This is a genomic window from Aminobacter sp. MET-1 (assembly GCF_026521175.1).
Taxonomy (GTDB): domain Bacteria; phylum Pseudomonadota; class Alphaproteobacteria; order Rhizobiales; family Rhizobiaceae; genus Aminobacter.
Window position 1 is genome coordinate 15,502 of record NZ_JAMSHL010000012.1, and the last position, 12,312, is coordinate 27,813.

General features: G+C 59.8%; 10 protein-coding genes. 4 read left to right on the plus strand and 6 right to left on the minus strand.

Going from position 1 to position 12,312, the window contains the following annotated elements; genetic code table 11:
• Positions 1-10: 10 nt before the first annotated feature.
• On the minus strand, positions 11-2,122 hold the full coding sequence (locus NDO48_RS17185) for a catalase (RefSeq protein ID WP_267321863.1): 2,112 nt from the start codon (positions 2,120-2,122) through the stop codon (positions 11-13).
• Between the two features lie 1,017 nt (positions 2,123-3,139).
• Positions 3,140-4,312: a 4-hydroxybenzoate 3-monooxygenase gene (gene pobA, locus NDO48_RS17190; RefSeq protein ID WP_267321864.1), complete on the minus strand. Its 1,173-nt coding sequence runs from the start codon at positions 4,310-4,312 to the stop codon at positions 3,140-3,142.
• A gap of 113 nt (positions 4,313-4,425) precedes the next feature.
• Between pobA and NDO48_RS17195 the strand changes: the two genes are divergently transcribed.
• Positions 4,426-5,310, plus strand: a complete 885-nt coding sequence (locus NDO48_RS17195) for a helix-turn-helix domain-containing protein (protein WP_267321865.1) — start codon at positions 4,426-4,428, stop codon at positions 5,308-5,310.
• A 138-nt stretch (positions 5,311-5,448) separates the two neighbouring features.
• Here NDO48_RS17195 and NDO48_RS17200 read toward each other — a convergent pair whose 3' ends face one another.
• Both NDO48_RS17200 and NDO48_RS17205 read right to left on the minus strand, forming a co-directional pair.
• On the minus strand, positions 5,449-6,219 hold the full coding sequence (locus NDO48_RS17200; RefSeq protein WP_267321866.1) for an alpha/beta hydrolase: 771 nt from the start codon (positions 6,217-6,219) through the stop codon (positions 5,449-5,451).
• 97 nt (positions 6,220-6,316) lie between these two features.
• A complete protein-coding gene (locus tag NDO48_RS17205; protein WP_267321867.1) occupies positions 6,317-7,132 on the minus strand; it encodes an AraC family transcriptional regulator in 816 nt (271 codons plus the stop codon).
• Positions 7,133-7,485: 353 nt separating this feature from the next.
• Here NDO48_RS17205 and NDO48_RS17210 point away from each other — a divergent pair, with 353 nt between their 5' ends.
• On the plus strand, positions 7,486-7,929 hold the full coding sequence (locus NDO48_RS17210) for a DoxX family protein (RefSeq protein WP_267321868.1): 444 nt from the start codon (positions 7,486-7,488) through the stop codon (positions 7,927-7,929).
• 58 nt (positions 7,930-7,987) lie between these two features.
• Here NDO48_RS17210 and NDO48_RS17215 read toward each other — a convergent pair whose 3' ends face one another.
• Together NDO48_RS17215 and NDO48_RS17220 are read right to left on the minus strand one after the other, a co-directional pair.
• On the minus strand, positions 7,988-9,160 hold the full coding sequence (locus tag NDO48_RS17215; protein WP_267321869.1) for a DUF5624 domain-containing protein: 1,173 nt from the start codon (positions 9,158-9,160) through the stop codon (positions 7,988-7,990).
• 18 nt (positions 9,161-9,178) lie between these two features.
• Positions 9,179-10,282: a hypothetical protein gene (locus NDO48_RS17220; RefSeq protein ID WP_267321870.1), complete on the minus strand. Its 1,104-nt coding sequence runs from the start codon at positions 10,280-10,282 to the stop codon at positions 9,179-9,181.
• A 283-nt stretch (positions 10,283-10,565) separates the two neighbouring features.
• Between NDO48_RS17220 and NDO48_RS17225 the strand changes: the two genes are divergently transcribed.
• Together NDO48_RS17225 and NDO48_RS17230 are read left to right on the plus strand one after the other, a co-directional pair.
• Positions 10,566-11,369: an HpcH/HpaI aldolase family protein gene (locus tag NDO48_RS17225; RefSeq protein ID WP_267321871.1), complete on the plus strand. Its 804-nt coding sequence runs from the start codon at positions 10,566-10,568 to the stop codon at positions 11,367-11,369.
• A gap of 26 nt (positions 11,370-11,395) precedes the next feature.
• On the plus strand, positions 11,396-12,274 hold the full coding sequence (locus tag NDO48_RS17230) for an amidohydrolase family protein (RefSeq protein WP_267321872.1): 879 nt from the start codon (positions 11,396-11,398) through the stop codon (positions 12,272-12,274).
• Positions 12,275-12,312: the final 38 nt, after the last annotated feature.

Consider the following 12,312-nt stretch of genomic DNA (forward strand, 5'->3'; position numbering starts at 1 on the left):
TTTCTCCTCGTTAGAGTTTGACGGCCGTTTCTCGGCTCCATTGCCGAAGTTTCCGACAAAGTTCGACGAAACCCTTTGTAGCGTTTGCATCCGCCAGCTCGACCAGACCCTCATCTGCCTCGGGATCGATTCCTGCTTTTTCCAGCAGCGCTGTGGCATCCGGAGTGAAGGCGATGAATTTGCAGTGAGCGAACGCATCGGAGACGAAATCCCGTGCTGCCGCTTCGCCGGCGAGATGGTCGGCGCCTTCCTGGGACAAGACGAGGGCTACCGCATCGAAGAGAACTGAAGGCCCGCCATCGATCATGTGCTTGGCATCGATCCAGGTTCCGTCGTCCGCCTCAACGCCCCCGACCTTTGGCGCCACCACCTCCATGGTCGCCCCTTCTTGTTCGATCGAGGACTGGAGCTTCTTGAGCACCGCGGCGTCCATGCCGGGACTGACCAGCACTCCAACTTTCCGTCCCGCGAAACTGTCAGGTCCATTCTCGATGATACTGAGCGCGGGCGAGGGCGGCAGATCGGTGCGCGGTGCGACGGCTGCGTCCGCAGGCTGGGGCAACTCCCTCAGGCCGAGCTTGCCAGCCACCGTTTCGGCCAGGCCCTCGTCGATATTCAACAGATGAGACACCATCCGTTCGCGGATTGCCAGCGTTTCGACCTTGCTGAGCTCGAACGTCAGCGCCATTGCGATATGGCGCTGCTCGGGAGAGGTCTGACTGTGGAAGAATTGCTTGGCCTGACTGTAGTGATCCGCGAAGCTCTCGGCCCTGACACGAAGCTTTTGCCCATCTTCGACATCGGCGAACGAACGAAAGCCTTTCTGAGGGGATTCTCGCGGCCCTTCTTCGAAGGAATTCGGCTGGTAGTTTGCCCGGCCTGCTGGATTGCGCATCGCCATATGGCCATCCTGTTGAAAATGGTGAAACGGACATTTGGGAGCGTTGATCGGCAGATGGGTGAAGTTGGGACCGCCCAACCGCTTCAGCTGAGTATCGAGGTAGGAGAAGTTGCGCCCCTGAAGCAGCGGATCGTTGGAAAAGTCGATCCCGGGCGGCACATTCTGGGTCATGAAGGCGACCTGCTCGGTCTCGGCAAAGAAATTGTCGGGCATCCGGTCCAGCACCAGGCGGCCGACCGGGATCGGCGCCAGCACCTCTTCGGGGATGAGTTTCGTGGGATCGAGGATGTCGAAGTCGAAGCTGTCGGCAAAATCCTGATCGAAAAGCTGCACGCGGAGCTCCCATTCGGGAAAGTTTCCCGCCTGGATCGCCTGCCATAGATCCCGTCGGTGGAAATCCGGATCGGCTCCGTTGATCTTGACGGCTTCGTTCCAGACCACCGATTGGAGCCCCAACTTCGGCTTCCAATGGAACTTCACGAATGTCGATTCATCCTTGGCGTTGACGAAACGGAACGTGTGAACCCCGAAGCCCTCCATGAAGCGGAACGAGCGCGGGATTGCACGGTCGGACATGATCCACATGATCATATGCATCGATTCAGGCGTAAGGCTTATGAAGTCCCAGAAGTTGTCGTGAGCTGACTGAGCCTGCGGAAACGCGCGATCCGGCTCCTCCTTGACGGCATGGACCATGTCGGGAAAGCGGATTGCATCCTGGATGAAGAAAACCGGGATGTTGTTGCCGACCAGGTCCCAATTGCCTTCCTGTGTGTACAGCTTGACTGCAAAGCCCCTTACGTCACGCGCGAGGTCGAAGGATCCTTTGCTGCCTGCAACGGTAGAGAACCGCACGAATGCCGGTGTCTTTTCGCCAGCACGCTGAAAGATGTCCGCCCTGGTGTACTCCGCGAGCGACTTGTACGTCTCGAAGAAGCCATGAGCCCCATAACCGCGCGCATGCACCACTCGTTCGGGGATGCGCTCATGGTCGAAATGGAAGAGCTTCTCGCGGAAATGAAAATCCTCAAGAACGGTCGGGCCTCTGGCGCCGATCTTCAGAGAATTGTGGTCGTCGGCAACCGGACCGCCTTGCGCGGTTGTCAGGATGTCCGCGTCGGTTTCGGCAATCTGATGCAATTCTCCGCCGTCTTTTCGTTCCAGTTTCTGATCGTGGACGGCAGCAAGATTGCGCTTCGGCGAGTTCGATGTCCTGGCCATAGCATGTCCTTTCCTGAGGCAAGCGTCCTTCTCAATGCAGCGATGTCGATCGGGTTCCTGAGGTTCTTGAGCCCTCCGGACCGATGGTGACGCGCGAGTCTGGTGGTCTTCGGCCTGGAGACGGCTATTGGTGGTGTGTTGAAAAGGCGCGGACGGACGTCATCCAGGGGTCTCCAATCGGTCGTGAATGACCGGGCAGCGTCGTGCCCCTATAGCCCGAGAAAATTAGCCCCTTTGCTCATAGACCTGCCATCTCACGATCACGGGGCCTTTTTTGTTTCGGGAGGAACCGATCCTCAAGTCCGCCTGTTTACCAGTTACCCGCACACGAGGCCGGGTAACGGAGTCCCTTTCAGCCACGTTCGAGAGAGGGGAGCCTGTCGATCTTTGCCTGGCAGGCTTCACGTAATCGCATGATCTACGGGCTTCATCCGTCACCGCAAATATTTTGCCGGCAGAGAACCAGGCGCCGCCACTCCGGCCGGAGCCAGCCCTTCTTTGGAACCTCCGTGCATAGCCCGCGTTCCGTCTGGACCAGTAGCCGGTCCGCCATGCCCGGCTACGCCCGACGGAACTGGCCCACCCTTGTGGTGGGCCATTTTTCGCGGGGCGTACCGATATCCAATAGAACCCTGAATGAATCCGTCTTGCCTTCCTTCGAGATCCCCAGCTCGTGTCCAGCAATCATGCCGGAGGCGAAAAATGCACTTGGCATCTTTTGCACCTTGCGACTTGGATCATTCTCGCGCCGGCCACGCCGTTATAGGCTTTTGAGGTGGGCAAGAGTTATTCGCAGCGTCGCTGGTGTGCCCTGTATGGATCAGGCGTCACAGGTCGCGAGCGGTTGCGGTTTCGGCCGAGTTGGCGCCGACAGAGGGCAAGTGTTCGTTGGTAGGCGACCTTAGCCGAGATCGAGCACGAGATAGAAACCTGAATCGTCGAAACCTGCTTGCAGTAGCGTCGCAATCGACGTCGACGCTCCGGGATACCTCCTTTGCTGCGTCGCGGCGCAAATGCCTAATAGGGCAGGCCGACATAGTTTTCGGCGAGCACCTTTTCTGCGGCATGGGAGTGGGTGAGGTAATCAAGTTCCGCCTCCTGGATCTTCTGGTCGAAGTCTCCGGTATTGGGAAACCGGTGAAGCATTGTCGTCATCCACCACGAGAAACGCTCGGCCTTCCAGACGCGGGCGAGCGCCCTTGCAGAATAGGCGTCAATCCCGGATGCCGAGCGATCTTCATAGTATTCGCGCAGGCCGGCGAAGAGATAGTGCACGTCGCTCGCCGCCAAATTCAGTCCCTTGGCGCCTGTCGGTGGCACGATATGGGCCGCATCGCCGACAAGAAAGAGACTGCCGAAACGCATCGGCTCGGCGACGAAGGAGCGCAGCGGCGCGATTGACTTCTCGAAACTTGGTCCTGTCACCATCGCTTCGGCGTGGTGGACCGGCAGGCGGCGGCGCAGCTCGCTCCAGAAGCGGTCGTCCGACCATTCCTCGATGCTCTCATCGAGGGCACACTGTATGTAGTACCGGCTGCGCGTGTGCGAGCGCATCGAGCACAGCGCGAAGCCGTTGGGGTGATTGGCATAGACCAGCTCATCGCTGACCGGCGGCACTTCGGATAGGATGCCGAGCCAGCCGAATGGATAGATCTTCTCGAACGTGCGGATCGCGCTGTCAGGAACGGCTCTGCGGCACGTCCCGTGATAGCCGTCGCAGCCGGCAATGAAGTCGCAGTCAATGCGGTGTGTCTGGCCGTTCTTTTCATATGTGACATAAGGTCTGCTGCCATCGAAGGCATGCGGCGCAACGTCGATGGCCTCGTAGACCGAAGGCTGGCCATCAGCATCGCGTTTGTCGATCAAGTCGCGGGTCAGTTCTGTCTGGCCATAGACCAGCATGCGACTTCCACCGGTAAGGGCAAACAGATCGATGCGATGGTCGCGACCGTCGAATGCGAGCGAGAAGCCGTTGTGAGGTAGGCCTTCGGCGTGCATGCGAGCGCCGACGCCTGCCTGATCCATGAGCCTGGCGGTCCCTTCCTCCAGCACACCGGCGCGCACGCGATCAAGGATATGATTGCGGCTCGCGCGGTCGATGATGACGGTTTCGATGCCTGCATTGCCAAGCAGTTGGCCAAGCAGAAGGCCTGACGGGCCGGAGCCTATGATGGCAACCTGAACACGCATGACATCCTCCCGAGCCGGCGTGGGCAGATAGTCGGGAAAGAGGCGGGAGCGGACAATGGACGGAACGACCTTTGACTTGTACAAATCGAACATTTCAAACAGCCGGCATTATGATGGCAAGACCTGTCCCGACATATGACCTCTATGGCGAAAATACTGGCGATACGCCTGATTTCTGGTTGCATTGCGAAACGATCCCGTCGCGAAGCAGCATGCATGGCTACGAGATCCGTTTGCACAGGCACGGAAGCTTCTTTCAGATCCTGTACATTTCGGCCGGATCGGGCGAGGCGCTGTTTGGTAGTGATCGTGTGGAGTTGCAGCCATTTGGTATCGTTACCGTTCCTCCCGGCGTCAGCCATGGCTTTCGCTTTTCAAAGGACATCGACGGCTACGTCTTCACGATGCTCGCTCCTTTTGGGCAGCTTGCTGGAGAAGCTGGGCGCTTTGCGGCGGAGCCGCGCGTGATCCAGTTTGATCCTGAAGATTCCGACGGTGCCTATGTGACGGCGACGCTTGAACGGCTTGCGGCAGAGTGGGCGCGCCGGCGAAGCGGGCGCACCGGCCTCATGGAGGCCTATCTGATGTCGGTACTGATGCTGACGTCACGGATTTGGAGGCAGACCATCCCGGCGGATGGGACCGGCGACACGCTACGACGAATGGAACATCTCAACGGGCTCATTCAGCAGCATTTTCGCGACCAGAGGCCAGCCAGCTTCTATGCCCGTGAACTTGGGGTGTCTCCGACTCATCTCAATCGTATCGTCAAGACGGCGACGGGATCGACCGTGCATGCCTATATTGCGCGCAAACTGATCGAAGAGGCAAAGCGCACGCTCGTCTTCACGGATTTGCCGGCCCAGGAAGTCGGCTTACGGCTGGGGTTTGCCGACCCTGCCTATTTCTCGCGCTATTTCTTGCGTGCAACCGGCGAGGCCCCCCGCACCTTCCGATTGGCAGAGCGGGGGCGGCTTGCGGCCCAAGCTTCGCAATAGCGCTGTCTAGGCGGGGATCGCCGCACATCAAGATCGAGTTCCGGGTGAGCGAGATCGCTGGATGCGAACGTCGCCTGCAAGCGAACGCCCCCGGAAAGCCGGCCAAGCCGGCCTTTCTGCTTTCCGGGGGAGTGAAAACTAGTGCCCCTTGGCGCCCTTGGCTGCGCTCTCGACCAGCTTGGCCACTGCTTGCGGCTCGGAGACGTAGATGGCGTGGCTGCCCTTCGCTTCGACAACGGTAGAGCCGGCACGCTTGGACATGGCGCGCTGCGCTTCGGGCGGGATCATCTTGTCTTCGGTCGCCACCAGATACCAGGTCGGTTTTGCCTTCCAGGCAGGGGCGGTCACCTTGCCGTCGAGGGCTGCGAGTCCCCACGGAACCTGCGAATTTGCCATGAAGGCCGCCAGTTCGGGTTTGACGTCTGCAGCAAACGAAGCGGCAAACTTGCCCTTGTCTAGGAACAGGAAGCCGTCGACTGGGGCAAGGATCGGCGGTACCGGTGCGCCGGGCGCGGGGTTGGCAATCAGGCTTGAGACGGACTCCCCGCTATCGGGTGCAAAGGCTGCGATGTAGACCACAGCTGCAACTTTGGGATCGGTGCCGGCCTCCGACACGACCACGCCGCCATAGGAATGGCCGACCAGTATCACCTGGCCCGGTGCTGCGGCGATGGCGCGCTTGGTTACGGCAACGTCGTCAGCCAGTGAGGTCGTCGGGTTCTGGACGATCGTGACATCGTAACCATCCTTTTTCAGGATGTCGTAGACGCCTTGCCATCCAGAGCCGTCGACAAAACCGCCATGGACGAGAACAACCGATTTCACGTCGGCTGACTGGGACCTTGCGGCTGTCACGCCAACCCCCAGAGCAAGTGCGGAGGCGGCAAGCAAAGTGAATACGCTCGACATTTGAGTTCTCCTTTCAGAACATTGACGAGCGGATGTTATGAATGCCGGTTCCCAGGGTCCTGAATGAAAGAGCCAAACGTGGAAGGTTCGGGCCAAACTAGGCAAGCTTCGTTCGCCGCCATGCATTGGGGGGAATACCCGCGATGCGAGAGAAGGCTCTGGTAAAATGGCTCTGGTCAGCGAAACCACATTCGAAGGCGATGTCGCTGAGCGAGATGGCTGTTTTCGCCAACAGATCCATCGCCCTGTCGATCCGCCGGTGCTGGAGCCACTGATGCGGCGCCATCCCGGTCGATTGCCGAAAGGCGCGAGTGAAATGCCGCTTCGACAGACTGCACGACAGCGCGAGCGTTTCGAGCGTAAGGCCGCCGTCCAGATTGGCTTCGATCAGGTCTTTGGCACGCCGTTCCTGCCATGGCGCCAGACCGCCGCCCCATTGTCGCGGCAGTTGCGCCACGTTCCCATAGGCGCCGGCAAGATGGATCGAAAGCGCCAGCGCGAGATGGTCGATGAACAGCTCCGATGCGGCTCTCGGGCTTGCCAGGGCAGGGCGCATTGCAAGCAGAAGATCGCGGGCAACGGGGTCGCGAACGGTGCTGCCAACCGTATGGCGAAGTTCCTGGATGTGTCGGGGGACATCGCCGTCCTCGCCCAAGGCCACTAGCGCCCTGTGAGGGATGTAGAAATTGACGGCGTGAAAGGGATCCCTGAGGTCTGTGGCCAAGTTCATCCTCAGGTCGAAGATCGCAACAGCACCAGCGTCGAAATCCCGCGGCAGCACGGCCCGGCCGTCGGCATAAAGGTCGAAGTCGTTGGCCCCTCGCAACTGCAACGCGATGAGGAACGCGTCCTCGCGCACGGGCTGGGTTATGCCAGCGTTGCGTACTCTGCAATTGAGTTCGAGGAACGCCATGCCCGTTCCCCTGGCCGCGCGCGTGATCAGAACGGGCGCGTCGGGGAGGCCGACTGCCGCAGCGACGGGATTTACAGTGGGGGCTGGCTCACGACGGGGCATTGGCTACTCACCCCTTGCGGTAGTCGCAAACTGTAGCATCGGCACAGTTTCGCAGAAAGCCGCATGCCGATGGTCCTTGTCCAGCTTCGGTGAGGATGAGCCCATTGCCATTCCAAGATTGATTGGTTTTGACCATCAATTGACGCCTCGATTGAAATTGGACCTCGGCAATTGTGCAGAATAGCTTCCTCCTACGCCAAAAGCTTCGAATTAGCGTGAACTGAACTTAAGCGGCGTCAGGAGATCGAAAGATGAATGGAACTGTTGCGGCTAATCTTGTTTTTCCGGCACTTGCTCCCGTCTATGCCAGGACGAAAGCCGCCAGCGAGACAATACTTCGCCTGGTGACGGGTGGACTGCTCGTAGCGCATGGATCGCAGAAAGTCGTCGATCCCTTCGGGTCCTCGGATCTTGTGGGCATGCTCGGCTTCTACCCCGCTCCCTTCTGGTCGGTCCTGCTTTCGGTGACCGAGTTCGCAGGCGGCGTGCTGCTGGTCCTTGGCCTGCTGACCCGACCAGCGGCGTTGGCAACCAGCATCATCCTGTTGGTCACGATCTGGTTCCATTGGGTCACCGTGGATCAGGGGTTTGCAGGCGCGGAAAAATCCATTCTCTGGTTTGCGGTCCTCGTCTATTTCGTCGCCCATGGTGGCGGTCCTGTTTCTGTGGATGCGCGCCTGAACAAGCAAATCTGAAAACAGTTGTCAGTATGAAGGAGAACGGCGGGTAGCCGTTCTCCAACCGGTTTGGCGGCTAGCCTCGGCCTCGCGCGGGATATGACACGTTGGTGAAGCCCGGAATGACGACGGCTGCCGGGTTCAGATCCTTGTGGCAAAGCTCGTCGATGATGAACTCGGATACCGAGTTCGACAGCAATTGACGCGGATCCTCCATGACCAACCTCAATCTTGCGATCGCGGTCAGTCGGTCGTCTGGATAGCGCAGGCGCGGCATCTCGCTCAGTGTTTTGGTGTCCGTCGTCATGATTGGCGCTGCATTGATATCGGGTACGAAGCCCGGAAACCCCTGGAACATCTTGCCACCGATCTCGGCGGTAACGCGCGTGCGCGTCCACATCGCACGGTAGCGCGCCTCGATCTCGGCGAGGTTGGCACCGCTGTTGATCATGTCGAGCGTCAGCCCCGGCGCATGTGGCGCAATCAGCATGTTTTCAGGCCGGAACCGTTCGCCAGAAGCGCGCCACAGAATATGGCAGGTGCTGTTCGTCGCCCATGTCAGGCCTGCGGTGGGGCGGCCAGAGCTGCCGCAGATCATCACCATCAGTTCGGACCAGTCGAGATCCTGCGCGCGCACCCAGGACAGCGTGCGATGGGCGATGTCGAGGAAGGTCAGCGCGAAGGTCGCCACCATGACGTCGTTGAATGGCACCGCAATTGTCTTTGTCTCGACCGGTTCGAGATAGTGCTCGCGGAGATACGCATAGGTCATGCGCTCCGGGTGTGCCAGCACATCGGCCAGCAGCGCCTCGGTTGCCCGACAGGCATAATCGACCACATCGGCGATCTTTGTCTCCATGCCTTTCCACGCCGCAACGCGGACGACATCGCGCCAGTAGGCGTCGGCGTTGACCGCGCGCACGGCCCGGCACTGCGCCGCAACCTTTTCGGCCCAGCGGCGCCAGTCGCCGTCGCCGCTTTCGTTCATTTCGGCAAGCCAGGCAGCGACCGTGCCTAGATGCGACACGGCGGTCAGTTCCTTGAAACCACGGGTACTCAAGCGAAAGCTTTCGACGATTGGTGCAGCACCCCCGCCGGGGAAAAGCACAAGATCGGATCCGGTCGAAACGAGCAGCGACCTGTCGCCGGCGGACTGCGAGCGCTTTGCGCCTAGCTCGGCCGCCATGCTGTTGGGGCCAGTATAGGCGTCGAACAGCTGCAGAAAGTCAGGGTGGGGTTGGTAGCTCATGTCATGTTGCCTGCGTGATCAGCCGAGGAATTCGAAGACGGCACTATCCTGACGGAACCGCACGTCAGGCGTCAGGCTGTTGGTGACGACCAGATAGGTCTTGCCTTGATCGCTGAAGAAGGCCGCGTCGGTGGCTCCAAAGGTTTCGAATTCGAAGACCTTTTGCCACTGATCCCCGTCCCATTGGTGGATGAAGGAGACAAGTGCGGTCTTGGGCTCCTTGGGCGAGCCTTCGATGAAATTGATCTGGACGAGGTAGTGGCTGTTATCGCGCGTCAGCGCGGCGAACTCGCGGCCACCGGGGCCGCCAAGCGTCTGGAAATGTTCGAATGCCTGGCCATTCCATTGCAGCACGGTGGTGTCGCCGGCGATGGTGGCGAAGGCAAGCTGGATTTGCCCGTCCACCTGCATCACTTCGAATGCGCGGCCCGTTTTGCCCTCAAGTGTCTGGAACAGTTCAAAGCGCTTTCCATCCCATCTGAGGATGCGCGAGGCTTCGACATGATCGGCGTAGGCGAGGAAATGCTGGCCTTCGATCGTGAAATGGCGCCAGTTGTAGCCCCATGGGCCTTCCAGCGTCTGGAGCAGCTCGAAGCTCGTCCCATTCCATTCGAGAATGCAGGAATTGCGCGGATTGGTAGCCACCGCACCTTCGATCGTGACGCCAAGGGCAAGTCCGAGAAAATGCCGGCTGCCGATCGAAAAATGACGGAACTGCTTGGCGAGGAAGCCCGGTACCGACTGGAAATGCGACCATGCCGCGCCATCCCATCGGAAAATCGTCGACCCGATATTGGGTTCATAGGGGCCCTTGCCTTTGCGGGCGCTGGCAGTGGCGAGATAGTGCGCGCCATTGATGGTGAAGAACTCCGCATCCTCGCCGCCCGGCACGGACAGGCGGGAATGTTCGATGAAGGCGTCGCCGTTCCACCGGAAAATCAGCATGTCAGTGTCGCTGTCGCCACCATTCATATGGGCCGGCGTGGCGGCAAGATCATAGGCAAGCTGCGGGACCGCCAGAAAAGTCTGGTGGTTCATGCTGTAGATTTCGGCTGCGCGCGCACCTGATGTCGGCAGCGTGCCGATCTGGCGCAAGAGTTTGGTGTTCTGCCGGGCGAGCATGGTTCCTCCGAAATGCTTGTCCTGCACCATGCCAGAGCGAGAACCTATCCGCCAATTCGATCAAACGGCGATTTTGATTGGCAATGTAGATCAATGGGGCCTTCGGCTGGACCATAACGACAACGGCGTCAGCGTGGCCGACCGTCTGCGCTTTGCTCGACACATTGATCTACATTGCCAATCAATAAGTCTCACAATTGAATTGGAGCTAATCAAAGACGCTGGCTAGCATCGGATCCGTGGTGAAGTCGTGGTTCACGCGACAGCATCTCGGGAGGAATACATGCTGCCTGTTGCCTCGAGACAGAGCGTCTCGATCCTCGATCGTTTGCGTGCCGGTAACCCTTGTTACTCACTGGGTATCCGCACGGCGCGCAATGTCGACTTCGTCAGGATCGCTGCAAGCGTCGGCTATGACCTGGTCTGGATCGATCTCGAGCATTCCACCATCTCGCTCGACACCACCGCCCACATGTGCGCGACGGCAGCCGACCTTGGACTGGAGGCCTGGGTTCGTATTCCCGAAGGTGATTTTGGCGCCATCGGCCGCGTTCTTGATGGCGGGGCCTCGGGCCTGATCGTGCCTCACATCGTGACCGTTGACGATGCGCGGCTGGCAGCCTCTTTCTGCCGATATCCGCCCGCAGGCGGGCGCTCTCACAACGCGTTGACGTCGACCTTCGGCTTTCGCCGCTTGCCCGGCGCCGAGCGTGTCGAAAAGTCCAACAAGCGGGTCACCCTGCAGGTATTGCTTGAAACGCCTGAGGCCGTCGCCAATGCCGATGAGATCGCCGCGGTCGACGGGGTCGACATCATCGGACTGGGCCTGAACGACCTTTCCGCGGGAATGGGCATCATGGGGGATGTTCATAGCGCAGAAGTCACCGACCTTTGCCGCCTTACGATCACGGCTGCGCGCCGTCATGGCAAGATCGCGATCATCGGTGGCGTGGCCGGGCCGGAGCACTATGCCTCGCTTGTGAAACTGGGTGCTGCGCCCTTCGTCTTCACTGCAATCGACACCGACCTCTTCGTCGAAGCCTTGAACCAGCGACTGGATAAGTGGCGCGCGGTGGCGCGCGCCTGACCTCATTCGAAACACGGAATACCCAAATGAATGCACCTCTCAAATCCGAGCCCATGCTGCCGCTTGAAAGGCTGACGCTGCCGAACTTCTCGGTACCACCAGGCGCCTGCGACGCGCATATGCATGTCTTTGGACCTGAAGACCGCTATCCGCATGTTTCAGCGCCCCACTATACGTTGCCCGACGGCAAGCTTGAGCATTTCCAGGGGCTGATGAGTGTGCTCGGCATCGAACGCTTCGTGATTGTCCAGCCGAGCTTTTATGGGACCGACAATTCATGCCTGCTGGATGCGCTTGCCAAGGCAGGCAAGGCGGCGCGTGGCCTGGTCATGGTCGAGGACGATGTCAGTCGCACCGCGCTGGAGAGCTTCCACGAGGCCGGTGTCAGGGGTATCCGCCTCGATCTGTTCAAGCGCGCCCAGCAGCCGATCGACGACATCAAGGACTACATCGCCAGGATGGCGAAGATGGTCGACGCGCTTGGCTGGCACCTGCAGTTCTATGCGCCGGGTTACGTCGTGCGCGATCTGGTCGATTTCCTGCATGGCGTCGAGACACCTTATGTCATCGACCACATGGGCTACATGCTGGCATCCGATGGCCTGACGCAAGCCGATTTCAAGCGCCTGCTGGCCCTGATGACCGAAGGCCAATGCTATCTGAAGCTGAGCGGTCCCTACCGTATCGCCAAGGACAAAGGCTACGAGGCGGTCGCGGACGTCGCCAGGGCCATCGTTGCGCAGAATCCGCGCCGCGCCATCTGGGGATCCGACTGGCCGCATATCCCGCATTCCGGCCGCGACACAGGCGAACTGCTCAATCTGCTTGTCGACTGGGCGCCGGACGCAAATGACCGCAAAGCAATACTCGTCGACAACCCGCAAACCCTTTTCGACTTTGAGTAAGCCTGTCATGCAAGCGCACTGGACCACGGCCGACGCAG

Bases quoted from the DNA above. Each gene is read 5' to 3' on its own strand.
- NDO48_RS17185 (WP_267321863.1), bottom strand. From the start codon at position 2,122: ATGGCCAGGACATCGAACTCGCCGAAGCGCAATCTTGCTGCCGTCCAC.
- pobA (WP_267321864.1), bottom strand. From the start codon at position 4,312: ATGCGTGTTCAGGTTGCCATCATAGGCTCCGGCCCGTCAGGCCTTCTG.
- NDO48_RS17195 (WP_267321865.1), top strand. From the start codon at position 4,426: ATGGCAAGACCTGTCCCGACATATGACCTCTATGGCGAAAATACTGGC.
- NDO48_RS17200 (WP_267321866.1), bottom strand. From the start codon at position 6,219: ATGTCGAGCGTATTCACTTTGCTTGCCGCCTCCGCACTTGCTCTGGGG.
- NDO48_RS17205 (WP_267321867.1), bottom strand. From the start codon at position 7,132: ATGGCGTTCCTCGAACTCAATTGCAGAGTACGCAACGCTGGCATAACC.
- NDO48_RS17210 (WP_267321868.1), top strand. From the start codon at position 7,486: ATGAATGGAACTGTTGCGGCTAATCTTGTTTTTCCGGCACTTGCTCCC.
- NDO48_RS17215 (WP_267321869.1), bottom strand. From the start codon at position 9,160: ATGAGCTACCAACCCCACCCTGACTTTCTGCAGCTGTTCGACGCCTAT.
- NDO48_RS17220 (WP_267321870.1), bottom strand. From the start codon at position 10,282: ATGCTCGCCCGGCAGAACACCAAACTCTTGCGCCAGATCGGCACGCTG.
- NDO48_RS17225 (WP_267321871.1), top strand. From the start codon at position 10,566: ATGCTGCCTGTTGCCTCGAGACAGAGCGTCTCGATCCTCGATCGTTTG.
- NDO48_RS17230 (WP_267321872.1), top strand. From the start codon at position 11,396: ATGAATGCACCTCTCAAATCCGAGCCCATGCTGCCGCTTGAAAGGCTG.